At 71.4% G+C, this 25122-nt stretch carries 25 protein-coding genes and 2 pseudogenes; 13 read left to right on the top strand and 14 right to left on the bottom strand.

Annotated elements, in window-relative coordinates:
* Positions 1–11: 11 nt before the first annotated feature.
* A complete protein-coding gene (locus tag ACIREO_RS28885; RefSeq protein ID WP_404115413.1) occupies positions 12–1274 on the bottom strand; it encodes an SGNH/GDSL hydrolase family protein in 1263 nt (420 codons plus the stop codon).
* Positions 1275–1439: 165 nt separating this feature from the next.
* Between ACIREO_RS28885 and ACIREO_RS28880 the strand changes: the two genes are divergently transcribed.
* On the top strand, positions 1440–2759 hold the full coding sequence (locus tag ACIREO_RS28880) for a DUF445 domain-containing protein (RefSeq protein ID WP_404115411.1): 1320 nt from the start codon (positions 1440–1442) through the stop codon (positions 2757–2759).
* 120 nt (positions 2760–2879) lie between these two features.
* Here ACIREO_RS28880 and ACIREO_RS28875 read toward each other — a convergent pair whose 3' ends face one another.
* On the bottom strand, positions 2880–3185 hold the full coding sequence (locus tag ACIREO_RS28875; RefSeq protein ID WP_404115409.1) for a hypothetical protein: 306 nt from the start codon (positions 3183–3185) through the stop codon (positions 2880–2882).
* A gap of 109 nt (positions 3186–3294) precedes the next feature.
* Complete coding sequence (gene argG / locus ACIREO_RS28870) at positions 3295–4740, bottom strand: argininosuccinate synthase (RefSeq protein ID WP_404115407.1); 1446 nt, start codon at positions 4738–4740, stop codon at positions 3295–3297.
* A 150-nt stretch (positions 4741–4890) separates the two neighbouring features.
* Here argG and ACIREO_RS28865 point away from each other — a divergent pair, with 150 nt between their 5' ends.
* Together ACIREO_RS28865 and ACIREO_RS28860 are read left to right on the top strand one after the other, a co-directional pair.
* The gene (locus tag ACIREO_RS28865) at positions 4891–6363 is read left to right on the top strand and encodes an MFS transporter (protein WP_404115405.1); all 1473 of its coding nucleotides are present in this window, start codon (positions 4891–4893) and stop codon (positions 6361–6363) included.
* Complete coding sequence (locus tag ACIREO_RS28860; protein WP_404115403.1) at positions 6360–6953, top strand: TetR family transcriptional regulator; 594 nt, start codon at positions 6360–6362, stop codon at positions 6951–6953. The genes ACIREO_RS28865 and ACIREO_RS28860 overlap by 4 nt, the downstream gene beginning before the upstream one ends.
* Before the next feature lie 87 nt (positions 6954–7040).
* Here ACIREO_RS28860 and ACIREO_RS28855 read toward each other — a convergent pair whose 3' ends face one another.
* The 3 genes and pseudogenes from ACIREO_RS28855 to ACIREO_RS28845 form a co-directional block, all read right to left on the bottom strand.
* Complete coding sequence (locus tag ACIREO_RS28855) at positions 7041–7820, bottom strand: DeoR/GlpR family DNA-binding transcription regulator (RefSeq protein WP_404115401.1); 780 nt, start codon at positions 7818–7820, stop codon at positions 7041–7043.
* 29 nt (positions 7821–7849) lie between these two features.
* Positions 7850–8140, bottom strand: a pseudogene (locus ACIREO_RS28850) (class II fructose-bisphosphate aldolase); the annotation flags it as partial.
* 85 nt (positions 8141–8225) lie between these two features.
* Positions 8226–9095, bottom strand: a complete 870-nt coding sequence (locus tag ACIREO_RS28845; RefSeq protein ID WP_404115399.1) for an excalibur calcium-binding domain-containing protein — start codon at positions 9093–9095, stop codon at positions 8226–8228.
* 376 nt (positions 9096–9471) lie between these two features.
* Between ACIREO_RS28845 and ACIREO_RS28840 the strand changes: the two genes are divergently transcribed.
* Positions 9472–11544 carry a hypothetical protein gene (locus ACIREO_RS28840; protein WP_404115397.1) on the top strand — a complete coding sequence of 691 codons (2073 nt, stop codon included), beginning with the start codon at positions 9472–9474 and terminating at the stop codon, positions 11542–11544.
* Positions 11545–11557: 13 nt separating this feature from the next.
* Positions 11558–12328: a hypothetical protein gene (locus tag ACIREO_RS28835; protein ID WP_404115395.1), complete on the top strand. Its 771-nt coding sequence runs from the start codon at positions 11558–11560 to the stop codon at positions 12326–12328.
* A gap of 77 nt (positions 12329–12405) precedes the next feature.
* Here the strand turns inward: ACIREO_RS28835 and ACIREO_RS28830 are convergent, their stop codons facing one another.
* Positions 12406–13287: a helix-turn-helix transcriptional regulator gene (locus ACIREO_RS28830; RefSeq protein WP_404115393.1), complete on the bottom strand. Its 882-nt coding sequence runs from the start codon at positions 13285–13287 to the stop codon at positions 12406–12408.
* Positions 13288–13425: 138 nt separating this feature from the next.
* On the opposite strand from ACIREO_RS28830, the gene ACIREO_RS28825 reads away from it, so the two are divergent.
* The 3 genes from ACIREO_RS28825 to ACIREO_RS28815 all read left to right on the top strand — a co-directional run bounded on the left by ACIREO_RS28825 (position 13426) and on the right by ACIREO_RS28815 (position 15787).
* Positions 13426–14121, top strand: coding sequence for an SDR family NAD(P)-dependent oxidoreductase (locus tag ACIREO_RS28825; protein WP_404115391.1), 696 nt, complete (start codon positions 13426–13428; stop codon positions 14119–14121).
* A gap of 61 nt (positions 14122–14182) precedes the next feature.
* Positions 14183–14659, top strand: coding sequence for a GNAT family N-acetyltransferase (locus tag ACIREO_RS28820; RefSeq protein WP_404115389.1), 477 nt, complete (start codon positions 14183–14185; stop codon positions 14657–14659).
* A 165-nt stretch (positions 14660–14824) separates the two neighbouring features.
* Positions 14825–15787, top strand: a complete 963-nt coding sequence (locus ACIREO_RS28815; RefSeq protein WP_404115387.1) for a Ku protein — start codon at positions 14825–14827, stop codon at positions 15785–15787.
* A gap of 16 nt (positions 15788–15803) precedes the next feature.
* On the opposite strand, the gene ACIREO_RS28810 is transcribed toward ACIREO_RS28815, so the two are convergent.
* Both ACIREO_RS28810 and ACIREO_RS28805 read right to left on the bottom strand, forming a co-directional pair.
* On the bottom strand, positions 15804–16781 hold the full coding sequence (locus tag ACIREO_RS28810) for an ATP-dependent DNA ligase (RefSeq protein ID WP_404115385.1): 978 nt from the start codon (positions 16779–16781) through the stop codon (positions 15804–15806).
* Between the two features lie 46 nt (positions 16782–16827).
* Positions 16828–17424 carry a dihydrofolate reductase family protein gene (locus ACIREO_RS28805; protein WP_404115383.1) on the bottom strand — a complete coding sequence of 199 codons (597 nt, stop codon included), beginning with the start codon at positions 17422–17424 and terminating at the stop codon, positions 16828–16830.
* Between the two features lie 164 nt (positions 17425–17588).
* Between ACIREO_RS28805 and ACIREO_RS28800 the strand changes: the two genes are divergently transcribed.
* Positions 17589–17942 carry a hypothetical protein gene (locus tag ACIREO_RS28800; protein ID WP_404115381.1) on the top strand — a complete coding sequence of 118 codons (354 nt, stop codon included), beginning with the start codon at positions 17589–17591 and terminating at the stop codon, positions 17940–17942.
* A gap of 343 nt (positions 17943–18285) precedes the next feature.
* On the opposite strand, the pseudogene ACIREO_RS28795 reads toward ACIREO_RS28800, so the two are convergent.
* Positions 18286–19317: pseudogene (locus ACIREO_RS28795) on the bottom strand (glycoside hydrolase family 5 protein); the annotation flags it as partial.
* A gap of 177 nt (positions 19318–19494) precedes the next feature.
* Positions 19495–20055, bottom strand: coding sequence for a hypothetical protein (locus ACIREO_RS28790; RefSeq protein WP_404115629.1), 561 nt, complete (start codon positions 20053–20055; stop codon positions 19495–19497).
* Here ACIREO_RS28790 and ACIREO_RS28785 point away from each other — a divergent pair.
* On the top strand, positions 20045–20209 hold the full coding sequence (locus tag ACIREO_RS28785; protein ID WP_404115635.1) for a hypothetical protein: 165 nt from the start codon (positions 20045–20047) through the stop codon (positions 20207–20209). The two genes, ACIREO_RS28790 and ACIREO_RS28785, sit on opposite strands and share 11 nt — an antisense overlap.
* Before the next feature lie 140 nt (positions 20210–20349).
* On the opposite strand, the gene ACIREO_RS28780 is transcribed toward ACIREO_RS28785, so the two are convergent.
* Positions 20350–21204, bottom strand: coding sequence for a helix-turn-helix transcriptional regulator (locus tag ACIREO_RS28780; protein WP_404115379.1), 855 nt, complete (start codon positions 21202–21204; stop codon positions 20350–20352).
* Positions 21205–21374: 170 nt separating this feature from the next.
* Between ACIREO_RS28780 and ACIREO_RS28775 the strand changes: the two genes are divergently transcribed.
* Positions 21375–22316: an SDR family oxidoreductase gene (locus ACIREO_RS28775; RefSeq protein WP_404115377.1), complete on the top strand. Its 942-nt coding sequence runs from the start codon at positions 21375–21377 to the stop codon at positions 22314–22316.
* An 18-nt stretch (positions 22317–22334) separates the two neighbouring features.
* Here ACIREO_RS28775 and ACIREO_RS28770 read toward each other — a convergent pair whose 3' ends face one another.
* Entirely contained in the window at positions 22335–22709 is a 375-nt protein-coding gene (locus ACIREO_RS28770; protein WP_404115375.1) for a VOC family protein, read from the bottom strand.
* 70 nt (positions 22710–22779) lie between these two features.
* On the opposite strand from ACIREO_RS28770, the gene ACIREO_RS28765 reads away from it, so the two are divergent.
* Positions 22780–22977 carry a hypothetical protein gene (locus ACIREO_RS28765; protein WP_404115373.1) on the top strand — a complete coding sequence of 66 codons (198 nt, stop codon included), beginning with the start codon at positions 22780–22782 and terminating at the stop codon, positions 22975–22977.
* A 6-nt stretch (positions 22978–22983) separates the two neighbouring features.
* On the opposite strand, the gene ACIREO_RS28760 is transcribed toward ACIREO_RS28765, so the two are convergent.
* Complete coding sequence (locus tag ACIREO_RS28760) at positions 22984–23850, bottom strand: GyrI-like domain-containing protein (protein WP_404115371.1); 867 nt, start codon at positions 23848–23850, stop codon at positions 22984–22986.
* 166 nt (positions 23851–24016) lie between these two features.
* Between ACIREO_RS28760 and ACIREO_RS28755 the strand changes: the two genes are divergently transcribed.
* Positions 24017–25099 (top strand): tyrosine-protein phosphatase, encoded by a 1083-nt coding sequence (locus ACIREO_RS28755; RefSeq protein ID WP_404115369.1) that lies wholly within the window; start codon positions 24017–24019, stop codon positions 25097–25099.
* Positions 25100–25122: the final 23 nt, after the last annotated feature.

Below are 25122 nucleotides of genomic sequence, written 5' to 3'. Positions count from 1 at the left end.
TGCCGGGTGGGTCAGAAGGCGTCGGCCTTCGGGGTACCGTCCACCGTGCCGAGGTCGACGGCTCGGCCCAGTGCGCGGTAGCCGGCGTCGTTGAAGTGCAGCCGGTCGCCCGAGTCGTACTCGGGCAGGATCCGGTTGGGCGCGTAGGGGTCGCGTACGGCTCGGTCGAAGTCGACGAACGCGTCGAAGATCCGGCCGGCGCGGATCTCCTCGTTGACCGCCAGCCGCACGCTGTTGCTCCCGGGCGTCCAGGTGGAGTAGCCCTGGAAGGGTGTGAGGGTCGCTCCGACGACCCGCAGTCCCTGGGCGCGCGCGCGTTCGGTGAGGGCACGGAGCGCGCCCGTGATGCGCCGGGCGTCCGGCTCCTGGGGGAACTGCTGCACATCGTTGATACCGAGCGCGATGATCACGGTCTTCGCTCCGGCGACGGACAGGACGTCGCGCTCGAAGCGGTGGGTGGCGCTCCGGCCGCCCGCGTTCTTCACGCCGCTCACCGTGAGCGGGCTGTCGAGCAGCAGGCGGTTGCCCGCTATGCCTTGGTTGGCGACACCGTAGGCGTGCCGCAGCCGGTCGGAGAGGACGTCCGTCCAGCGGGTGTTGGCGTCGGTGGTGGAGCCGCTGCCGGCCGTGAGGGAGTCACCGATCACGACGATCGCGCCGGGTGACGCCTCGTTGCGTACGTCGACGGCGGTCAGATAGCGCCACCGGGTGGTGCTCCAGGTGCCCTGGGAGTCGGCCAGGAAGGACGTCTGGTGGGCGTTGGGGTGCTGGGTGACGGGCCCGGCGGCGTACGGGGTGCGGAGGGTGACCTCCAGATCGGCGTCCGGGGCGACGGGCACCACGACCGGATCGCTGGTGACCTGGAGGCCTGCGGCTACGGTGACGTCGGGCCGGCCGCGGAAGGTCACCGGGCGGGTGTTGACGGCGGCCTGGTCGATGACGAGCGGCACGGTACCGAAGAGGTTGGACAGGGTGATGCGGGCGGCGTCCCCGCCGACGCTGGTGTGCACGATGTTGCGGATGGTGCTGCCGGGGTGGCCCTGCCCGGAGTCCGGCTCCGCGCTGACGGGGGCAGCGGTCCAGGTGGCGACCCAGGTGCCGGTGGAGGTGGCGGGCGCGGCGGGGTTGCGGGCCGCCGCGTGGGTCTGGGACCCGCCGAGCGGTGCCTGCCTCTCGTCGGCGAGCAGCGACGTGCCGAACGCGACGGCGGCGGCGATCGCGACGGTGCCTGCCACGAGGGCGATGAGCAGGGCATACCCCTGGCGCCTGGGCATCTGCGGTGTTTCTCCTTGCGGTGTCCGGCCCGGTGTTCGGGGCGGTGTTCGGGTTGTACTCATGATGCGACGGGCCTTGGGGAACTCGACGTGCGGCCCGGGAGTAGGTGAGGTAGGGACAATGCGTACGGCACGGCGTGACGCGTACGCGGACGGGTGGAGCGGATGGAACAGGACGAGGGACAGGGAACGGCATCCGGGCCGGAGGGGCCGGGGCTGGGCGGGTTCTCGTACACGGCCGCCGACGAGGAGAAGCAGCGCGGTGTGCGCCGTATGAAGACCACCGCCACGGGTCTGCTCCTGCTCGTCGCGCTCGTGTACGTCCTCGCCACCTGGGCGAAGAACGCGGGTGTGGGCGGCTGGCCGGGCTACGTCGCAGCGGCTGCCGAGGCGGGGATGGTCGGTGCGCTGGCGGACTGGTTCGCTGTCACGGCGCTCTTCCGGCGTCCGCTGGGGCTCCCCATTCCGCACACCGCCATCATTCCCACCAAGAAGGACCAGTTGGGGACGTCACTCGGTTCCTTCGTGGGCGAGAATTTTCTGTCCGGGGACGTCGTTCGTGACCGAATTCACGCTCTGGGGGTCGGCAGGAGGCTCGGAGCGTGGCTGGCGGAGCCGGAACACGCGGACAGGGTCACCGCCGAGCTGGCCACCGCGCTGCGTGGTGCGCTGACCGTGCTGCGGGACTCCGATGTGCAGGCGGTCGTCGGGGAGGCGATCACCCGGCGGGCGGACGCGGCGGAGGTCGGGCCGGGGATAGGGAAGATGCTGGAGAAGATCGTCCAGGACGGCGGCCACCGCAGGGTCGTCGATCTCGTCTGCGTACGGGCGCACGACTGGCTGGTCCTGCACGGTGAATCCGTGATGGACGCGGTGCAGGGCGGGGCGCCCGGCTGGACGCCCCGGTTCGTCGACAAGCGGGTGGGGGAGCGGGTCTACAAGGAGCTGCTGCGCTTCATCACGGAGATGCGCGACATGCCGGGCCATCCGGCGCGCGGCTCGATCGACACGTTCCTGACGGACTTCGCCGCCGACCTCCAGACGGACACCGACACCCGGGCCAGGGTGGAGCGGCTGAAGTCGGAGATCCTGGGGCGCGGTGAGGTCCAGGACGTCATCGCCTCCGCGTGGTCCTCCGTCCGTACGATGATCATCGCGGCGGCCGAGGACGAGCGGAGCGAGCTGCGGATGCGGGCCAGGGCGTCGCTGATGTCGCTGGGCTCCAGGCTGTCCACGGACGAGCGGCTGCAGGCCAAGCTGGAGGGCTGGCTGGAGGACGCGGCGGCGTATGTCGTCACGACGTACCGCGCGGAGATCACCTCGCTGATCAGCGACACGGTGGCCGGCTGGGACGCGGACCAGACGTCGAAGAAGATCGAGGCGCACATCGGCCGTGACCTGCAGTTCATCCGGATCAACGGCACCGTGGTGGGTGCGCTGGCCGGTCTGGCGATCTATTCGGTGTCACGCGCGCTGGGGGGCTGACCGGAGACGTGCCCGTCGTGTCGCACGGGCACGCCCCCGGGTCCCGCGGGGAGTTGCTTCTCAGTACGCACCCCGCGGCGCCCGTGTTCAATCCCCCGGGCCGGACTTTCCCGGATCGCCTCAGCGGGCGCTGCGCCGGGTGACCGCCCACGACGCGGCGGCGACTCCGCCCGCCACGGTGAACACTGCGGGCCATGCGCCGAGCTTCTTGGCCAGGGGATGCGAAGCGCCGAAGGCGGCCACGTAGGCGACGGTCAGCGCGGTGGCCGCGCGCGCCCCGGCCTGCCGGTTCCACTCGTACGCCGCGACCGACCCCGCGGCGGCCAGTGCGACGCCGCCCAGCGGGCGCTTCCTGGTCCAGCGGGCGATTCCGTACCCGCCGACGAGACCGCCCGCCGCCACTGCCGCTGCCGGGACCTTCGCCATTGCCGCCACCTTCGCTTTTCTGCGTCTCCTCCGGCGTATCCGCCGGGAATCCGAGGATAAGGTCCCGGGCGGGCCGGCCGGTGAGCCGGTCGGCCGGGGGGTCAGGACGTCAGTCGGTGCCGGACTCCATCGCGGCGCGGTCCAGCAGCTCGTCCTCGCGGGAGACCTCGCCGCGTGAGGCGATGGCCTGGGCGCCGCCCTCGGGCATGGCGCCGATCAGGCCGGTCGCCGCCGCCTGTGCGGCACCGATCAGCGAGGGCTGGGTGCCGACGAGGCCGAGGCTCGCGAACTGTTCGAGCCTGGCGCGCGAGTCCGCGATGTCGAGGTTGCGCATGGTGAGCTGGCCGATGCGGTCCACGGGACCGAACGCCGAGTCCTCGGTCCGCTCCATCGACAGCTTGTCCGGGTGGTAGCTGAACGAGGGGCCTGTGGTGTTGAGGATCGAGTAGTCCTCACCGCGCCGCAGCCGCAGCGTCACCTCGCCGGTGACGGCCGAGCCGACCCAGCGCTGAAGCGACTCGCGGACCATCAGCGCCTGCGGGTCCAGCCAGCGGCCCTCGTACATGAGGCGGCCCAGGCGCCGGCCCTCGTTGTGGTACTGGGCGACGGTGTCCTCGTTGTGGATGGCGTTGACCAGGCGCTCGTAGGCGGCGTGCAGCAGGGCCATGCCGGGTGCCTCGTAGATCCCGCGGCTCTTGGCCTCGATGATCCGGTTCTCGATCTGGTCCGACATGCCCATGCCGTGGCGGCCGCCGATGGCGTTGGCCTCCATCACCAGCTCGACGGCGGAGGCGAACTCCTTGCCGTTGACCGTGACCGGGCGGCCCTGCTCGAAGCCGATCGTCACGTCCTCGGTGGCGATCTCGACCGACGGGTCCCAGAAGCGGACGCCCATGATCGGGTCGACGGTCTCCACGCCGGTGTCGAGGTGCTCCAGCGTCTTCGCCTCGTGGGTGGCGCCCCAGATGTTGGCGTCGGTGGAGTACGCCTTCTCGGTGCTGTCGCGGTAGGGCAGCCCGTGGGCGAGCAGCCACTCCGACATCTCCTTGCGGCCGCCCAGCTCGGTGACGAAGTCGGCGTCGAGCCACGGCTTGTAGATGCGCAGGTGGGGGTTGGCGAGGAGGCCGTAGCGGTAGAACCGCTCGATGTCGTTGCCCTTGAAGGTGGAGCCGTCGCCCCAGATCTGCACGTTGTCCTCGAGCATCGCCCGCACCAGCAGGGTGCCGGTCACGGCGCGGCCGAGCGGCGTGGTGTTGAAGTAGGCACGGCCGCCCGAGCGGATGTGGAACGCGCCGCAGGCGAGCGCGGCCAGCCCCTCCTCGACCAGTGCCGCCCGGCAGTCGACCAGGCGCGCGATCTCGGCGCCGTAGGCCTTCGCGCGGCCGGGGACCGACGCGATGTCGGGCTCGTCGTACTGGCCGATGTCGGCGGTGTAGGTGCAGGGGACGGCACCCTTGTCGCGCATCCACGCGACCGCGACGGACGTGTCGAGGCCGCCCGAGAAAGCGATGCCGACGCGCTCGCCGGTGGGCAGGGAGGTGAGAACCTTAGACATAGGAAGAGTATGCACTCGATCGCATGTATATGCAAATGACGGTGCGAGGGCCGTGCGGGGCCCGGATCGGGCCATGCGGGAGCCCCGGGGTGCACAGGCGTTTACCCTGGGGGTGAACGCCTGTGCACCCCCTCTGCGTACGGAGACCTGATGACCGCACCCGCGCCCGCCGCCGCCCCGGAACACCCCCGTTTCGCCGTCGGCGTCCTGGCCTTCTGCGGCGTCGTGGTCGCGATCATGCAGACGATCGTCGTCCCGCTGCTCCCGCACATACCGGAGCTCACGGGCGCCACCCCCGCGGCCGCGAGCTGGCTGGTCACCGTCACCCTGCTCACCGGCGCGGTGTTCACCCCCGTGCTCGGCCGCGTCGGCGACATGTACGGCAAGCGCCGCGTGCTCGTCGCCTCGCTGGGCGTCCTCGTCGTGGGATCCGCGCTGTGTGCGGTCAGCTCCCAGATCGGCGTACTGATCGCGGGGCGCGCCCTGCAGGGGGCGGCCATCGCCGTCGTGCCGCTGGGCATCAGCATCCTGCGCGACGAGCTTCCGCCCGAGCGGGTGCTGTCGGCCGTGGCCCTGATGAGTTCGACGATGGGCATCGGCGCCGCCGTGGGCCTGCCCGTCGCGGCGGTGGTCATCGAGAACTTCGAGTGGCACACCATGTTCTGGGTCTCGGGCGCCATCGGCCTCCTCGACATCCTCCTGGTGCTCCGCTTCGTCCCGGAGTCCCCGCTCCGCTCCCGCGGCCGGTTCGACGCGCCCGGCGCGCTCGGGCTGACCGCCGCCCTGGTCTGCCTGCTGCTGGCCGTCACCCAGGGCGGCGGCTGGGGCTGGGCGTCGGCGCGCACCCTCGGTCTGTTCGCCGCCGCCGTCGTGATCGCGCTCGTCTGGGGGGCGTACGAACTCCGGGTGCGCACCCCGATGGTCGACCTGCGGGTCTCCGCGCGCCCCACTGTGCTGCTCACCAACATCGCCGCCCTGCTGATCGGCTTCGCGTTCTACGCCAACTCCCTGGTCACCGCGCAGATGGTGCAGGAACCGAAGGCCACCGGCTACGGGCTCGGCGCCTCGCTCGTCGTCAGCGGACTCTGCCTGCTGCCCGGCGGTGTGACGATGGTGGCGCTCTCACCCGTGTCGGCGCGCATCTCCGCCAAGCACGGCCCGAAGACCAGCCTGGCGCTGGCCGCCGGGATCATCGCCGTCGGCTATGTGGTGCGCTACTTCACCAGCCACAGCCTCTGGCTGATCATCGCGGGTGCCACGGTCGTCGCGGCGGGGACCGCGATCGCGTACTCCGCGCTCCCGGCGCTGGTGATGAGCGGCGTCCCCGTCAGTGAGACGGGCGCCGCCAACGGCCTGAACACCCTGATGCGCTCCGTCGGACAGGCCTTCTGCAGCGCCACGGTGGCCGCTGTGCTCGCCAACATGACGTTCCTGGCGGCCGGGCGCCAGGCTCCGACGCTCGGGGCCTATCAGCTGGTCTTCCTCATCGCGTCGGGCGCGGCGCTGCTGGCCCTCGCGGTGACCCTGTGCCTCCCGGCCGGCCGCGCGGGTACGGGTACGGTCGGGAGGAAACGCAGGAGCAGCGGCCGTACGCGGGCGCTGCCGATCCAGGAGGGCGCATGACCGCCCGAGTCACCACGGGGACGCCACCGGAAGCGGCGGCCACGGCTCCGGAAGGGGGCGCCACGGGCAAGGACGCGATCCTGCTCGCCGCCCGCCGGGCGTTCACACAGCGCCCGTACGCGGAGGTGACGATCCGGGGTATCGCGGCCGACGCGGGAGTGAGCGCGTCCCTCGTGGTGAAGCACTTCGGTCGCAAGGAGCAACTCTTCAACACCGTCGCCGACTTCGGGCCGGCCGCCGAGGAGCTCTTCGACGCCCCGCTCGGCGGGCTGGGCCGCCACATGGTGCTCACGCTCGTACGCCGGCGCAGGGAGCAGAAGGGCGACCCCTTCCTGAGGGTCGTCTTCTCCCTCGGCAACCAGGACGAACGCTCCCTGCTCCGCACCCGCTTCCACGAGCAGGTCACCGCACGTCTGACGGCCCGTCTCCCCGGCCGCGAACGCGCCCTGCGCGCCGAGCTGATCGCCGGGCACCTCATCGGCCTCGGGGCCACCCTGAGCCTCCACCGCGAGGGCGCCGGCTCCCACGCGACCCCCGAGCACCTCGCAGACCTGTACGCCCCCGCGATCCAGCGCCTGGTGGCGGGCTGACCCGCACGTGGCGAGGGGGTCCGGTCCACACCGACGAGGGGGACCTGGATGCAGGCCCCCCCGGAGGACTACCGCTGACCTGCCCGGTCACACCCGCAGGACGTCGATCCCCAGACCGGTGAACTCCTCGACGACGTCCTCGGGCGCGTCCCGGTCCGTGACCAGGACCGATACCGCGCCCGTCTCGCACACCTGGGCGAAGGCCCGGCGCCCGAGCTTGGAGGAGTCGGCGACCACGATCACCGTGCCCGCGCACTCGGCGAGGGCACGGTTGGCGCCGGCCTCGGACTCGTCGTGCGTGGCCGCACCGAAACGGGCGTGCACGGCGTCGACGCCGAGGATCGTGTAGTCGAGCGCGAGGCCGCGCAGGAGCGTGTCGACCAGGGGGCCGGCGAGTTCGTACGAATTCGGCCTGGCCACCCCGCCGGTGACGACGAGCTTCACCTGGGGGCGGACCGCGAGCTCGCCGGCGATGTTGATCGCGTTGGTCACCACGGTCAGCGCCACGCCCCCGCCCGAGGGCTCGGGCCGCAGAGCCAGTTCCCTGGCCACCTCGGAGGTCGTCGTGCCGCCGTTGAGGCCGACGGCGGAGCCCGTCGGGATCAGTTCGGCGGCGGCCTTCGCGATGCGCTGCTTCTCGTCGGCCCTGCGGGCCGCCTTGTAGCGCAGCGGCAGGTCGTAGGCGACGGCGCTCACCACCGCGCCGCCCCGGGTGCGGGTGAGCAGATTCTGCCGGGCGAGCTCGTCCAGGTCGCGGCGGACGGTGGCGGCGGAACAGCCGAGCTGTCCGGCGGCTTCGAGTACGTCGAGATGACCCTGGTCGCTGAGGATCTCCAGCAGCCGGGTCCATCGTGTGTGCGCTGCCACCGGATCCTCCTCGCTCGCAGCTCACAACCCTATCGCCCGGGCCGCGCCAGGACGTTCAGCAGACGTGCCACCTCCGCGGCGACCGCGTCGCGGGCCGGGCCGAGGTATGCGCGGGGGTCGGCGGCCTCGGCGTGGGTGTCGAGATGGGCGCGGACAGCCCGGGTGAACAGCTTGTTCAGGTGCGTGGAGATGTTGACCTCCGTCATGCCGGCGCCGACCGCCGCCGCGAGGCCCGCGTCGCCGACCCCCGAGGATCCGTGCAGGACGAGCGGGACCCCCACCGCGTCGCGCAGCCGGGAGATGAGGGCGAAGTCGAGGACCTTTTTTGAAGCGGATCGGAAAGGAGCAGCCGCCTCCGGCGAGGGCCGGAGGCGGCTGCTGAGGTGGTGAGCGACGAGCGCGGGGCTACTCGCAGGCGACTCCGTCGCCGTCACGGTCGAGATGGGATCCGTATCCGGGGTCCCCGCGGTGGATGGGCGCCGCCCCTGCGGCGCGTACGGCGGTGCAGTTGGCGTAGGAGGTGGCGCCGCCACCGGATCCGCCGCTCGAACTCCCGCCGCTCGAACTCCCGCCGTCGGAGCCCCCGCTGGAGGATCCGCCGCTCGATCCCGACGATCCGTACGGCTCGCAGCCGACGCCGTCGTTGTCCCGGTCCAGATGGGCGGCGTAGCCGGGGTCGCCGCGCCGGACGGGGGCCGCTCCGGCTGCTCGTGCGGCATCGCAGTTCTCGTAGTACACGGAGGGCTCGGCCGGCTTAGTGGCTTTCGCCTTCGGGGCCGGCGCGACCGTCGGCGTCGGCTTCGGGGTGGGTGTCGGGGACGGGGTGGGCTCGAAGACGGTGATGCGTACGACGGCGCTGCCGTCCGCCGGAGCCTTCCCCTTCACCGTGACGTCGTACGTGAACTCGTCCTTGCCCGCGTATCCGTCCGCCGGGGTGTACACGAGCTCGGTGCCCTGGACCGTGACCGTCCCGTGCGGGGTCGGGCTCTCCACGGTGAGGGTGAACTCGGCCTCCTCGTACGTGTCCAGAAGCGTGGCCTCGCTGCCGTCCTCCAGGGTCACGAGGTCGTTGGCCAGCGCCGCGACCTCGATCTCCTGCCCGGCCTCGGTGCCCGCCGTGTCGTCGACGAGTGCGAGCGCCCGCTCGGCGGAGGGCGATGCGGACGCCGCCGCCGGCTTCGCGTCCTGGCCCGTGCCGCCGCTGTCGCCGCCGCATCCCGCCAGGCTCAGTGCCAGAACTGCCACCCCCGCCGACATTCTGAGCCCGCTGTTCATCACGCGATTGTTCATGTGCCCCCCAAGGCGCTTCTGTGCCGCTGTGCAGCAGAGAGGGGCCGATGCTCGCAGCGGCGGTCAGGTGCGGCGCCGCCTTCCGTGGAAAAGAGGCTGAATTGTGATGAAAATGTGGAGGAAAGGTGGAGCCCCTCTGAAGGTGCGACGTCTGTGTGTAGGGAGCATGGACCCCCACGCGCGGCAGGATGTCCGGAAACCAGCTGCTCATGACGTGGCGTCACCTCCACACTGGGGCCCTGGCGATCGAGTCCTGCCGCCGCTGACGCCTGCTCAGGTGTCGGACGGTCACATGGCCCAGACGTAGGGGTGCGGTGCGCCTCACGGGGCGGCGGACCGCAGACCACACACGGGGGAGACCATGACGGAGCACGAGGACGCACACCGGCCACCAGAGGACGCACACCCGCCACCCGAGGGGTCTCCCTACGCCCCGCCGTCCGGCACATTCGGGCCCCCGCCCCCGCCGGACGTCCCGCCCCAGCACTCCGCGAATGCCGCGCCGCCCGGCGTCTTCGGGCCACCTCCGCAGGGCCCGTACCCTCCACAAATACCGCCGCAGTACTCCCCGTACGGCCCTCCGCCCGGCTACCCGCCCACAGGACCGTCCCTTCCGCCGCCCGCCGGGCGGCGCAGGCGTCTCCTGCTGTTCGGCGGCGCCGGGGTGCTGACCCTGGCGCTGCTGGCCGGGCTGCTGGCCTGGTTCTCCACCTCGGGCTCGGAGGAACCGGCGGCCGATGTGGACCTGAAGCCGTTCCGGGAGGCCGTGGCCACCCTGGCCGACGTCCCCGGCCTGCGGTACCAGGACTCCGGTGCCGGACTGATGAAGCGGGACGTCACTGTCACCGCCTCCGGCAGCCGTTTCGGTGACGCCGGACTCGACCGCGAGATCCTGCACATCCGTGGCAGGACCTTCGCCCGGCAGAAGGCCGCCTCCGGCACGGAGCCCGACGAGGACGCCTCCGGCGCGTGGGCGGCAGCGGACGAGAGCGACACCGTGACGGGCGAGGTGGTCGAGCACAGGCCGTCTCCGGCGGATCTGGCCACGAAGCTCTCGAAGGCGCTCGACAGGCTGGAGGGCATACCCGCCCCGGACGACCCGGCGAAGCCTCCGGCCGTCGGCGGCACACCGGCGCTCGCCGTGGACACCTCCGCGGGCCGGCTGCTCGTCACCGAGGAGAAGCCCCACCGGTTGCTGCGGCTCGAGTCCTACGGGGCCTCACCGCCGGAGTCCGGCGCTTCGGCGGAATCGGCCTCGCTCCGGCTGACGCCTTCCGCGGCCCAGGGGGACTCCGAGGACGGGGACCCCTCCGAGATCCCGGAGGTGACGGACGGCCCCCTCGAAGGAAGCGATTCCGAAAGCCTGGACCTGGCGCCGGTCACCGGCGATGCCGTCGATCCGATGTTCGACTCCTTGGAGAAGCAGACAAAGGAGCTGAACACCGCGACGGACAGCGGTGTCACCCTGGCCCTCAGCGGTTCGGGAACGGTGAAGTGCAGTTCCGGTGGGTGCACGGCGAGGAACGGCTTCGCCGGGCAGATCAACACCGGCGCCAAGAGCCGCCTGACGGACGGCAAGGTCACCGCCGTGATGACCGCCACCTTCAGCATCGACGGCAGGTCCGCGGGCCGGTGCACCAGCCCGCAGAGCTCCTTCGCGGTCACCGGCACCAGCGTCTCCGGCAGCCTGTCCTGCTCCAATCCCGGCGCCGGACCGACCTTCGCCTCGGTCGAGGCGCAGAAGAAGGCCGACGCACGGGCCCGCTCCCGGGCCAACGGCGGCCGTCCGGTCCAGTACCGCGTTCCCTACCGCGCCGATACCCTGATCAGCGCCCGCGCTTTGGCGACGACAGAGGTCAAGAAACTCGTCGAGCGAGTACGTCAGGAACGCGACGGCACCGGCTGCAAGCTCGGCGGTTCCGCCTCCGGCGCGTCGACCGGTTCGGGCGGCACCGCCGGGACTGTCGTGCCGCTGCGCGTCGCCGTGTACGTCCACGGCCCGTCGACCATCCGGACCGGGCTTCTCGCCGCCGCCAAGTGCCCGGACGAGAAGGCCCTGAAGGAAGCGGACAGGATCACCGAGCGGGCCGCGGCGGGCAAGATGCGCAAGGCCGGCAACTACCATCCCCACTTCGGTGAGGAGCGGGTGAGGGAGATCCTCAAGAACCCGGACGCGGTGTACCTCTCCCAGGGGAACCGTGGGAACCTCATCTACCGGCAGGGTGAGGACATCGTGGTCACGAAGGGGCCCGGAGCGGGTGCGGGCGACGTCATCACGGGTTACGGGCCTTCCGGGAAGAAACTGGAGAGCGGAGTCAGGGCGCATGGCGGATCACCTGACGACCCGGGGCCCCCGGTGACCCACGAAGACATCGTGAACGGAAAGGTCCCCGGCAAGAACGGCTTCCTGGCACCCGCCGTACGGATCCGCTGAGGAGGCGATCACGGTGAGGATCACGGTCGGCGACACCATGACCGCCGAGACGACGGACACACCCCTCGCGTTCACCCCCCGATTCGGCTTCAGCGATCTCGAGTTGGTCGTCGCGGGGTACGCGGACCCGGCCGGACGCGAGCGGCAGCTGCCGGACACCTTCGGCAGCATGCAGTGGCTCTGGTCGGAGGACGAGCATCTCCGTTTCGACCGGGGCAGCCGGGAGCTGTGCAGCCTCACGCTCTTCGTGCCCCCTGAGTCCGTGCCACCTGAGTCCGTCGCCGTGCCGCAGGGACACACCGCGCACGACGATCCGCCCACGCGCCCGGGGGGACTGCGCGCGGACGAGGCCCGGGATTTCGCCATGCCTCAGACCGGGGTCTTCCACTGCGACCCCGGGGGCACCGAACTGCGGTGCCTCCGGGACGTCGAAGCGCTCGGCCGGAAAGTGGACGCACGGCTCGGTATCGCCCCCGACGTGGCCCTCCTCGTCCAGGACGGGGCAGTGATCGGCTGGAGCCTCCGCGACCCCGCGCGCTATCTGACGGACGGGTTCGCCGAGCCCCCGCCCACACCGCCGGCCCCCGCCACCAGGCTCCTGCTGGCCGAGTGCCTGGAGCTGGTCTCCTCCCCGCTCGTCGACGAGGTGATGGACAAGGACGCGGCTGCCTGGCGCAGGCTCCGGGCAGCCGAACAGGCCCTGCGTGAACAGCAGGACGACCGGGACCGCGCGGAGGTCCTGCACAGGGTCATCAGCCGGCTCGTCGAGGACTACGAGGCCTGAGGCAGAAGCCCTGGGGCCTCTCACTCGGACAAGACCCCGGACAAGACCCCGGACAAGACCCCGGATCAGACGCCGGATCAGGCCATGGCCTGGATACCGATCACGTCGAGCAGGCCGAGCCGGGCGGCGTCGTCGCTCCCGGGGGCCGCGGTGTACGCGACGACCCGCAGGTCGCTGCCCGCGGCGACCAGGACGTCGCAGTCCAGGGTGAGCGTGCCGATCTCGGGATGGACGATGGTCTTGGCACCGGCCTGGTGGGTGCCCACGATGCCCGAGTCCCACAGCCCGGCGAAGTCGGCGCTGCTCTCGCGCAGGTCCTTGACCAGGGAACGCAGCCCCAGGTCGGCCGGGTAGCGGGCGGTGGCCGCCCTGAGGTCGGCGACCGTCGTCGCCTCGAAGGCGGCTTTCTGCTCCGGCGTCTGGCGCACCCGGCCGGGCAGGACGGTGAAGTGCCGCCAGACCAAGTTGCGTTCACGCCCGCGCAGCGCGGACGGGTCGCCGATCAGGGCCGCCCAGGACCGGTTCCACTCGACGAGGTTCCACGCCGCGTCATGGACGCTCAGCGGGGCGCCGTTCATCTGGTCGAGCAGCCTGCGGAGTCCCGGCGGGATGTGGTCCGAGATGTGACCGGGCCCTGGTTCGGGCTGTCCCGCGAGCAGGTACAGGTAGGTGCGTTCGGCCTCCGAGAGGCGCAGCGCGCGGGCCAGGGAGGCGAGGACCTGCGGGGACGGGGAGATGGCCCGGCCCTGTTCGAGGCGGGTGATGTAGTCGACGGAGAGGGCTGCGAGCTGGGCCAGTTCCTCGCGCCGGAGCCCCGCCGCCCGCCGTACCCCGCCGGCGGGCAGCCCGACCGTGTCCGGGGAGATTCGGTCCCGCCAGCCGTGCAGGGCCTTGCCCAGGTCGTTGGTGCCCGGGTGCCCGGGCCGGGCCTTCGACGGTGCGTCCTTGGATGCGCTCACCTCTCCAGTATCCGGGCAGGGCCGCCGCACAGCCTGGTACTGCCGGTCCACCCGCTGAGGCGGGCACTCCCTGTCCGCCGCCGCTGCGAGCAGGGTGAAGGCATGACCCCATCGTCTGCCGAACACGGGAGCACCACCATGACCACCACCCTCATCACCGGAGCGAACAAGGGCCTCGGCTTCGAGACCGCCCGCCGTCTCGTCGCGGCCGGTCACACCGTCTACGCCGGGGCGCGCGACACCCGGCGCGGCGAGGAGGCCGCGGCGCGGCTCGGGGCGCGCTTCGTCCAGCTCGACATCACCGACGAGGACTCCGTCGAGGCCGCCGCGGCGCTCGTACGGAAGGACGCGGGCCGGCTGGACGTCCTGGTCAACAACGCCGGGATCGCCGGTGCCCGCAAGCCGGTGGGCGAGGTGACCGGGGCGGACATGCGGAGCACCTACGAGACCAATGTCTTCGGCGCCGTACGCGTGACCAGGGCCTTCCTGCCGCTGTTGGAGGCCGGGAAGGACCCGGTCGTCGTGAACGTGGCCAGTGGCCTCGGCTCGCTGGCCGCGACGAACGACCCGAGCCGTGTCGAGTTCACCGTGGCGGCGCTCGACTACAACTCGTCCAAGACCGCGCTGGTCATGATCAATTCGCAGTACGCGAAGGCCTACCCGGGCATCAGGTTCAACGCCGTCGACCCGGGCTACACCGCCACCGACCTCAACGCTCACACCGGCCCCAACACGGTGGAGGAGGGCGCGGACATCATCGTGCGTATGGCCCTCATCGGCGCCGACGGCCCGACCGGCGGCTTCTTCGACGAGGCCGGCCCCGCCGCCTGGTGAGCCCCGCGCCGGGCGGCATATTCGATGGCCCGGCGTCCGGACCCGCCCGTACGGTACGCGCATGACCGCGCAGCTCCGCCTGGAGAAGGTGACCCCGGACAACGTCCTCGACGCGTGCCGGCTGAAGGTCGCCCCTGGCCAGGAACGGTTCGTCGCCCCGGTCGCACGGTCCCTGGCCGAGGCGTACGCCGATCCTGAGACGGCCTGGCCCCGGCTGGTCCACGACGGCGACCGGCTGGTCGGCTTCGTGATGGCCTTCTTCGACGTACGGTTCGATCCCGCGAACCCTGAGGACCGGCTCCGCTCCGGTCTCTGGCGGCTGGCCGTCGCCGCGGACGAGCAGGGCAAGGGATACGGGCGCTTCGCCGTGCACGCCGTGTGCGAGGAGATCCTGCGGCGTGGGCAGAAGCGGGTGACCGTGACCTGGACGCCGGGGGAGGGCGGCCCGGAGGAGTTCTATCTCAGGCTCGGTTTCCGGCGGACCGGGGAGATGAGCGAGGACGAGGTGGTCGGCGAGATGGACCTGCCGCGCACGTGACCGTCCCCGCTCCCCGGTGATCCACATGCGGTCCGGGGCCGGGAGCGCGAGGATCGGGATACGGGCGGCGGTCCGGCCGCGCCTCGGCCCTCTCGGGCCGGTCTCCCTTCCAGGCGCTCCGGTCCGCCTCCCGGCTCAGCCACCAGGGGGGTCTGGAGGTACTGGATGCCGCGGCCCCTGTGGACAGGAGCGATCAGCTTCGGACTGGTCACGATCCCGATCAAGGTGGTCTCCGCCACCGAGAACCACTCGATCTCCTTCCACCAGTACCACCAGGAGGACATGGGCCGGATCCGCACCCGCAAGGTGTGCGAGATCGACGGCAAGGTCCTCTCGCAGGACGAGATCGGCAAGGGGTACGAGGTCGCCAAGGACCGGACCGTGCCCGTCACCGACGAGGAACTCGACCGGATGCCGCTGCCGACGGCGAAGGCCATCGAGATCATCGCGTTCGTCGAAGCCGGCACCATCGATCCCGTACGGATCAGCGACAGCTACTACCTCGCGGTCGACGGCCAGGTCGCGGCGAAGCCGTACGCCCTGCTGCGGAAGGCCCTGGAGCGCAGCGACAAGGTCGCCGTGGCGAAGTTCGCCTGGCACAACCGTGAGCGGCTCGGCCTGCTGCGGGTGCGGGACGACGCGATCGTGCTGCACTCGATGCGCTGGCCGGACGAGATCCGCAGCCCGGAGTCCCTCGCCCCCCGGGAGACGGAGCTGGACGAGGACGAGATCGAACGCGCCGTGCAGCTCACCGACAGTATGGCCCTGGACGGCATCTCCGGCTTCCGTGACCGCTACCGGGAGGCCCTGGAGGAGCTGCTCGCGGCCAAGTCCGAGGGCAAGGCGCTTCCGGCGGCGGCGGGGGCCGAGGAGGAGGAGCCGGGCAAGGTCATGGACCTGATGGCCGCGCTGAACGAGTCCGTGAAGGCGGCCAAGGAGACGCGGGGCGAGGACGCGACCGTGCACGAGATGACACCGGGCAAGCGCCGCGCCCGGAAGAAGGCCGCCCCGGCGGGGAAGAAGACGGCCGCGAAGAAGACGGCCGCGAAGAGGACGGACTCCAAGTCGGCGACGGCCAAGAAGCAGCCGGCGAGGAAGGCGGCGGCGAAGAAGCGGACCGCTTCCTGACCGGTGCCCGGGCCGGTCACTCCAGGTCGTCCGGCGCCAGGTCGTCCGGTGCCAGGTCCGGACGCAGCCGGTGCCAGGAGGGATGACGCAGCCGCCCCGCCTTCGTCCGCGTCGCGTACCGCACCTCGCCGACCAGCCGTGGCAGCACCCAGCGGGCGCCGGCGACCGGAGGCGTCTCGTCGAAGGGGCAGGTGTCGACCGCGGCGACGTGGAGCAGTTCGGCGAGCCCGGTCCGCTCGGCGTCGCTCCACCCCGTACCGACGCTGCCCGCATAGCGCAGGCCGCCGCCCGGGAGCCGCTCGCCGACCAGCAGTGCACCGGGCAGGCCGCCCAGCCGCCCGCGTCCCGGCACCCAGCCGCCGACGACCACGTCCACCGTGCGGGCATGGCGGATCTTGATCCACGTACGGGCGCGGACCCCGGGCTCGTACACCGAGCTCAGCCGCTTCGCGATCACGCCCTCCAGCCCCGCCTCCCGCGTCATGGCCAGGGCCTCCTCGTCGTGTCCCACGACCACCGCGGGCGTCGACCAGTGCGGCCCGTTCAGCCCGAGCCCCTCCAGCGCCGCCCGCCGCTCGACGTAGGGCAGCGGTACGAGGCTGCTCTCACGCAGGAACACGGCGTCGAACAGCACCAGGCGGGCCGGGACCCGCTGCGCCATGCGGGCGGCCTTCGCGGGCGATCCGGAGAGCCCCATCCGCGACTGCAGCCGCTCGAAGTCGCTGCGCCCCTGGTCGTCCAGCGCGACGATCTCGCCGTCCAGCACCGCCGGTACGCCGCCGAGCGCCGGCCCGAGCGCCGCCAGATCCGGATAGGCCGGGGTGATGTCGGCCCCGGACCTGGCCAGCAGCTGGAGCGAGCCGTCCCCCGGCAGATAGGCCATGGCGCGCTGGCCGTCCTGCTTCACCTCGTACGCCCACTGCTCGTCGGTGGCGGAGGGTGGCAGGCGGCCGGGGGTGGCGAGCATGGGAGCGATCCGGGGCAGAGAGGCCATGGCGGCACCCTCTCAGCCGTGACGCCTCCGGGCGCGCGGACACCCCCTACGCTTCCTGGTCGGCCGCCCGGTAGGTGCACACATGCACGCCCGTGCCGCTGACCTCCGTCGACACCAGTTCGAGCGGGCGCAGCGCACCGTCGCCGGGGAAGATCGTCTTACCGCCGCCGACGATCACCGGCATGATCATGAGCCGCAGCTCATCGGCCAGGCCCTCGTGCAGCAGGGTCCGTGCGAGCGTGGGGCTCCCCATCACCAGCAGGTCGCGGCCCTCGGCCGCGCGCAGCTCCCGGATGCGGGCGACGGCCGTGTCGCCGGGGATGCGGGTGGTGTTGGACCAGGTCAGCTTGTCATCCCCCAGAGTGCTGGAGACGACGTGCTTCGGGATGGAGTTCATCCGGTCGGCGAAGGGGTCGCCCGCCCGCTCCGGCCACGCCGCGGCCATGTTCTGCCACGTACGGCGCCCGAAGAGCAGCGCGTCGGCGCCCTTCAGCGCGGCGTCGAAGGCGCCGCCCACCACCTCGTCGAAGAACGGGTGCGTCCAGCCGCCGTGCGTGAAGCCGCCGTCGGTGTCCTCCTCGGCGCCTCCGGGCGCCTGCACGACTCCGTCGAGACTGATGAACTCGCTGATGACGATGCGCACGGCTTCGCTCCTCTTTCCGGTCCGGATGTACGGCTATGAAGACTGACGCACATCCCGAAAGTAATCGGTGTTCTCCGCACATGAGTTGAGGCACGCGGAAACGCACAGGACGGGCGTGCGCCGACATGGCACCATGTGCCGCATGACGACGAACCGAAAGGTCCATGCCGCGTAACCGCGCAGGACACCGCCGCGGCCCGGCGCACCATCGCCGGCCGGACGGCACGAGTACGGTCATCGACGGCCTGTCCGCGCGCACGCTCGCGGAGATCACCCGTCTCGAACTGAGCCGCAACTACCTCGCGCCGGGCGAGGTCAGTGCTGCCGTACGCACCTGGAAGCAGCACAGGCGGCAGCCGCAGAAGGTCCTGTGGCGCGAGGACGAGCTGGGCAGCACCCACTGGGACTGCTGCGGCGATCCGCATGAGGCGCGGGAGCTCCTCGGCACAGTGATGGCAGCGGTGTCGCCGCGTGCGGCCCGCGAGCTCCGGCGCGTCGTCAGCAGACTCGACGGGTGACCGGAAGCCGCCTTCCCTCCCTCGCGCCCTCGAAGTCCAGTGGGCCGGAGACCGCCTGCGCGCCCATCGGGACTGAGACCGAGGGGCGGCCCTGGAAGGTCACGGGCCGTGTGGTCCCCGCCTCCATCGCGCGCGCCTGAGGATGGACGATCTCCGGATCACGGTGGTGCTCCCTCTGGCTGGGTGGGGGAAGCAGGGTGAACCCGTGTCAGGGGGCGGCGACTTCACCACGCGGGGCCTCGATGACGCGCTCGTAGTCCTGTCGGGGAAGGGAGGGTTCACCGGCCGGCAGGGGGTGGGGATCCCGGCCGGCCGATGAACCCGGCTCGGGTCAGGCTGTCGTGCCGAAGACGGTGGCCTCCTGGGAGGTCTGGGTGATGCCGTTCGCACCGTTGAAGATGCGCTCGCCCCAGGAGCTCAGCCGGCTCGGGTCGAAGTCGATGGCCAGGTCGAGGACCGGGTCGGTGTTGCCGCTCCAGGACCAGGCCAGGTAACCGAGGCCGAGCTGCTCGGCGGTGGCCACCATGGTGTCCTCGTCCGGGTCCCCGTACTGGTCGGCGGGTCCGCCGAACTCACCGATGACGAGCGGAAGTCCGGCGTCGACGAAGGCGTTCAGGTAGTCCGTGACCGCCTGGGCCGTGTTGTAGACGCTGTACATGTGGATCGAGAAGATCAGGTTGCCCGTGGTGTCGGCGTCGTACACGGCCTGGGCGTCGGCGCGCATGACGCCCTGCCAGTCCTGGCCCCAGTTGGGCGCGTCCACCATGATCGTGTGGGCGAATCCCGCGTCGCGCAGCTTCTGGACGGCGGCGGTCGTGGGGGCGGTCCAGCCCTCGGGGTCCGTGTTGCCCCAGGGCTCGTTGCCGATGTTGATGATGACGTAGTCCTCCTGGCCCGCGAGTACGTCCTTGAGGGTGAGCCAGTAGTCGGCCGCGTGGTCGAGGGTGCCCGCCGCGGTGTCCTCGCCGTAACCGGTGGTGTCGTGCACCTCCAGGACGCAGATCAGCCGGTTGGCCTTGCAGTCGTCGACGATGCCCGCGACCTCCTCGGGGCCGTTCTCCGTCCAGCGGTAGCCGTCGGAGAGGACGACGCGGACGGTGTTGGCGCCGAAGGCCTTGATGTCGGCGAGCGACTGGGTCTCGCCCGGGTACCAGGTGTGCGCGTGGTTGACGCCGCGCATGACGAAGTCGTTGCCGTTGCCTTCCAGCAGACGGCCGTCGCTGATGTGCAGGCCGGTCGCCGCGGCTTCCGCGGGCCTGGCCTGCGCCGCGGCCGGGCCGAGCGCGCCCAGCAGGACGACGCCGAGAAGGGCCGCCAGGCCCTTCGACAGGAGGGTCAGGGGGCTCTTCCGTGCCGTACTCGTTGCTGATCTCACTGCGACTCCAGAGAGTGGGGTGCCGGGACGCAAACATCGGATGGCCTTATGGGAGCGCTCCCATGAAGCCATCTGGGCAGGGGCACGTCAAGGCTTCGCGCACACTTCGGCACCCCGGCCGCGCAGCGCCCCCTGCGCCCGGCCCCACGCCCGGGCGCGGGACCGGCCGCTGTCGCGTCAGGCCTTGCTGGTGCAGATCGCGTTGTACGGGCGGCCCGGGCTCGGGAAGAGCTCGATGGGGTTGTCCGCCTCCGCCGGGCACTCCTCGGCGGTCTTGGCCAGGGCGAGGACCTTGTTCCCGCCGCTCGCGCAGGCCACTTCCTTCGCCTCGTCGCTCACGCAGTCGCCCACCACGAGCTGGCCGCCGCCCGCGCCGGCGTCTCCGGGATGCTCGCCGGAGAGGTTCCGGCCGCAGATGGTCTTGCTGGGGATGCCGCCGGTGGACGCGTCCCCGCCGAAGGAGACCTTCACGGAGATGATCTCGTCGGTCCCGGCCGGACACTCGACGGCCCCGGCGAAGATCTCGCCGTCCTTGACCTCCAGCGCCTTGATCGTCGCCTTGGGGTCGTCGCAGTCGAGTCCCTGGAAGCCGTCCTTCGACTGGCTGGTGTCCGGTCCCGCGCAGTCGCCGACCTTCCAGTCCCTGGACTTCTGGCTGTCACCCTTCGACGACCCGCTGCCGCTGTCCGAGAACGGGCCGCAGGCCGTGGTGGCTCCGAGCACGAGTGTGAGCATCAGAACGCCCTTCGCGCAGTCCTGGAAGACCGTGCGCGTGCTGCGCGTCGACAGGGAACCGGTGCTCCCCGGACGGGTGTTCCGGGGTCTCGTACTGCCGTGGGCGGTCATGCTGCTCCTCGTATACGTGGCGTGTCCCGCGCGGTACCCGCTGTGACCGCGCGGCAGTTCGGGCCTGAGGACGGCGGAATCACGCCGGACGGTTCCCGGGGGCGTGGAGCACTGTGCTCCCGCACAGGCTTTTCACAGACAGGCGGGAGCGCGCCCGCTCGGCGGGGCGGTCCCCGGCGAAGCGGGTCAGCGCAGCGCCTGCGAGCCGATGACCGCGAGGAGGCGCAGTCTCTCGTGGCTCTCGCTGCCCGGAACCGCGGTGTAGACGAGCAGGCGGTGTGACTGTTCGGGGTCGAGGAGGTTCTGGCAGTTCAGTTCGAGGGCGCCGACCTCCGGGTGGATGAAGCGCTTGACGTGATCGGGGCGGATGCCGATCTCGTGCTTGTCCCACAGGCCGCGGAATTCGTCGCTCCGCGTGAGGAGGAGCTCGGCGTAGTGAGCGGCGCGGGAGCCGGGGCCTCGCAGCGCCGCCACTTCACGCAGGCCGGACGTGAACATCCGGGAGAGGAACGCGTGCTCCGTCGGCGCGTAGAGCTCGCGGGTGGCCGGGTCGGTGAACCAGCGGTAGCCGATGCTGCGCGCCGGTCCGGTGTAGCGGGTCGTGTCGCCGCTGAGGGCCCTGCCGAGCGGGGTCTGGCGCAGCGTCTCCCCGAGCTCGGTGACGACCTCCGCGGGCGTGTCGTCCAGCCGGTCGAGGATGCGCAGCAGACCGGGGCTGATGTGCTCACCGAGGGTGCCCGTGCCCGTGCCCCGGACGGGCGGGGTGTGGCCGGCGAGACGGCACAGGTGGTCCCGCTCGTCGAGGGAGAGGTGCAGCCCCTGCGCTATCGAGGCGATCATCGGCAGGGACGGATGCGGGCCGCGCTCGCGCTCCAGCCTGGCGTAGTAGTCGGTCGACATGTGGCAGAGCTCGGCGACCTCCTCGCGGCGCAGCCCGCTGGTTCTGCGCCGCTGTCCGCGCGGGAGTCCGACATCCTCGGGTTGCAGCAGCTCCCGGCGGCGCCGCAGGAACGCCGCGAGCCCGGCTCGGTCGATCTCCATGTGCTTCTCCTTCTCGTACTGATCCTTTCTAGCGCGCGCACCCGCGCTTATCCACGGATCGCCGATCCCCCTCCGGTCGCGTATCAGTGGATCGGGAGTCCCTGGATAGGTCCGGCCGCCGGGGTCACGGTGGGGGACGACGACATCCTCAGGGAATCAGGAGTGCACACATGTCACGCCAAGTCATCGACATCGATGTTCCCGATCTGACCGGGCGGCGCGCTGTCGTCACCGGGGCGAGTGACGGGATCGGGCTGGGCATCGCCATGCGTCTGGCCGCCGCAGGCGCGGAGGTCGTCATGCCGGTCCGCAATCCGCGTAAGGGTGAGGGGGCGGTCGCCAGGATCCGCGAGCGGACCCCCGGCGCGAACGTGTCGCTGCGCGCCCTCGACCTCTCCTCGCTGGCCTCCGTCGCGGAGCTCGGCGAGTCCCTGCTGGACGAGGACCGCCCCATTCACCTCCTCGTCAACAACGCCGGAGTCATGACCCCGCCCGACCGGCAGACGACGGCCGACGGCTTCGAGTTGCAGTTCGGCACCAACCATCTGGGTCACTTCGCCCTGGTCAGCCATCTGCTGCCGCTGCTGCGGGCCGGCCGGGCCCGTGTGACGTCGCAGGTCAGCATCGCGGCGAACAGCAACGCCATCAACTGGGACGACCTGAACTGGGAGCGTTCCTACAACGGCATGCGCGCCTACAGCCAGTCGAAGATCGCCTTCGGTCTCTTCGGCCTCGAACTCGACCGGCGCAGCAGAGCGGCGGGCTGGGGCATCACGAGCAACCTCTCCCACCCGGGAGTCGCACCGACGAGCCTGCTCGCCGCCCGCCCCGAGGTGGGCCGCGCCAAGGACACGCTGGGGGTGCGCCTGATCCGCACCCTGTCGGCCCGCGGTGTCATCGTCGGAACGGTGCGCACGGCGCAGCTGCCCGCCCTCTACGCCGCCACTTCCCCCGAGGCGACGGGCGGCGGGTTCTACGGTCCGAGCGGGATCGGGCACCTGGGCGGCCGTTCTGCGGAGCAGAAGCTGTACAGCCGTCTGCGCAGCGCCGAGGAGGCACAGCGTGTCTGGCGGATCTCCGAGGAACTCGTGGGCGTCCACTCCCCGGGATAGGTGTGCTGTTCGGGTCCTTCAGGCGCCCGGGAGGAAGAGGCAGAACGGATGACCGTGAGGGTCTCGCAGGACCCGCACGTCGTCCTGAGGCTGGTGCTCCTCCAGCGTCGCGCCCAGGGCACAGGCCCGCTCCGTCTCCGCCTCCAGGTCGTCGACCCGGATGTCCAGGTGCGCCTGCATCTGCTGGGCGCCCCGGCGCTGCGGCCACTCCGGAGCGATGTGATCGGGTTCCAGCTGGAAGCTGAGGCCGGGCCGTTCCTGTCCGGGATCCTTCAGGCGGGTCCACTCCGGATCGCGCTCGGCTTCCTCCCAGCCCAGCAGGGCCCGGTAGAAGTCGGCCAGCGCGGGAGGATCGGGAGTACCGAGAACGAAGCCGCCGAGCGTTGTCGTCATGCTTCCCACCTTGCCCCGGCGACCCGTCCCACACATCTGCTCATGCCCGCCGTCCGCGGCCGGGGAGCCGGTGGGGACGCCCAGGCGTGCGCTTTCATGGACAACCGCCCCCGATCAGGCCTCCCTGCTCGCGCGCGCCGACGGTCCCGCCGGAACCGGCTGCCGGGGCAGGGCCGGGGCGGCGGACAGCCACCTCTTCGAGGCCGGTGAGGTCCTGGACTTCGGACTCGCCTGGATCGAGGAGAAGCTGTCCGCCACCCGGCAGTGAACCCGCTCAGGCGGCGGACCGTTCCACGGGAATCCACAGCTCGGCGTCCGCCGTCGCCCCGTCCTCCGACAGCCGCACGCCGAGGATCTCGGGCCCCGGCCTGCTGGCGTACGGGTTCGACGGGAACCACTGCGTGAACACGTCCCGCCAGAGGTACTGGAGCGCCTCAGGGAACTGGCCGGAGTGCTCGAAGACGGCCCACAGGCCCGCTGGGACGGCCAGGGCATCCATGTCCTCGGGGACCTCGGCGCCCGTCACCACCCCGTGGTAGTAGTCGAGTTCGGTCCCCTCGGCCCGGCTCGGGTCGAGCTGGTCGCTGACCCCGACGATCCCGTCCGGCTCCTGATCGGCGAGTGCGGCGATGCGCCGCACCATGCCCCGGTCGATGCCCCGGATGAACTCGGCGATGGCCGGATTGGCCCCCTCATGGACGAGCGGTACGCGGGCCTTCTTGCCGACCACACGGAACTCGGCCTTGTCCACGATCCTGTATCGCATGCTGCTGCTCCCTTCGATGATGAGGCGGAAGGACATCCGGGGCTGGGAGTGCAGAACCGCACCCGTGCGCCGGGCCTCGCCCGGACCCACGCCGTGCATGGCCCGGAACGCCCGCGCGAAGGACTCGCCCGAGCCGTAGCCGTACCGCGTCGCGATGTCCAGCAGCGTCCGGTCATCGGCGAGCACCTCGGCGCCCGCCACGGTCAGCCGTCTGCGCCGGATGTACTCCGACAGCGGCAGGCCCGCCAGTGCCGAGAACATCCGCCGGAAGTGGTATTCCGACGTCGTCGCGATACGTGCGAGGTCGGCCACCTCGACCGGCTGGTCGAGGTGGGACTCGATGTGCTCCATGGCCTGGTTCAGCCGGTCCAGCATCCCGGACTCCTTCCTTTCGTCTCTCACGTTAGGAAGGACCCACCCTGCCGGACCCGACATCCTGTGCCCGATGCGGTGGGGTGCGCGGCGGGTTGTTCGGCCCGTCTTCCGGCTGCGTTCACCAGGCGTTACGGCGGCAATCGTCAGACCCCCCGACGATCCATGCATGACGCACATGACTCGTGTAAAGGCCTCCACCTGCGCCCTGGCCGCCGCGCTCCTCGTAGGAATCACCGCCCCCGCCGTCTCGGCGCACGGCGCCCCCGCCGGCCATGCGCAGGGCTCGCACGCACGCATTCCGTTCACTCAGGCCGAGGTCACGGCGTCGGACGACGGTTCGTACACGGTGGAGTGGAAGGCGCCCGGTGTACGCCGCGTTGCCATCAAGGCGAACGGGCGCACGGTGGCCTCCGGCGGAGCGTCCGGCAAGGTCACCGTGCGGGGGCTGCCCGCCGCCGACCGTCAGTGGTTCGACCTGGCGCCCGAGCGGGGCGGCTCCCTGCACCTCGCCGACCGGCTCATCGCGCTCGAAGGATCCGTCAACTTCCGTGACGCGGGCGGCTACCGCACCGCCGACGGCCACTGGGTGAAGATGGGCGAGGTCTACCGCTCCGACGCCCTGGACAAGCTCACCGACGCCGATCTGGCGAAGCTGCGGCGGCTGTCGGTCCGTACGGTCTACGACCTGCGCATGGAGTCCGAGCGCTCGGCCGCGCCCGACCGCGTCCCGGCAGGCACGACGCACGTCGTGGCGGACGTGCTGGCGGGATCGCCGACCTACACCGAGATGCCGACGACCCCGGAGGAGGGCGTCGCGATGATGGTCGAGGGCGAGAAGTTCATGGTCAGCGGCGACACCGCAAAGGCCGCCTACCGCTCGGTGTTCGGCGGGATCGCGGACGAGGACTCGCGCGCCGTGGCCTTCCACTGCACGGCCGGCAAGGACCGCACGGGCTGGGCGAACGCGGCCCTGCTCACGGCGCTCGGCGTCCCGCGTTCCACCGTCATGGAGGACTACCTGGCCTCCAACGACTACCGGGCCGAGGCCAACGCCGCCGCGCTCGCCTCGATGCCGGCCGATCAGGCGGCGGTGTACAAGCCGCTGCTGGACGTGCGCCCCGAATACCTCAACTCCGGATTCGACGAGGTGCGGTCGGAGTTCGGCTCGTTCGGCGCGTACGAGAGGAAGGCGCTCGGCCTCGACGCCAAGGACATCCGCGAGCTGAAGCGGGACCTGCTGGTGGGCTGAGCCGGCGTGCAGCCGCAGGTGGC

This window comes from Streptomyces sp. NPDC102441 (assembly GCF_044765585.1).
Classification (GTDB): Bacteria; Actinomycetota; Actinomycetes; order Streptomycetales; family Streptomycetaceae; genus Streptomyces.
Note: the sequence above shows the minus strand (reverse complement) of the source record. Positions and strands in the feature narration are given on the sequence as shown.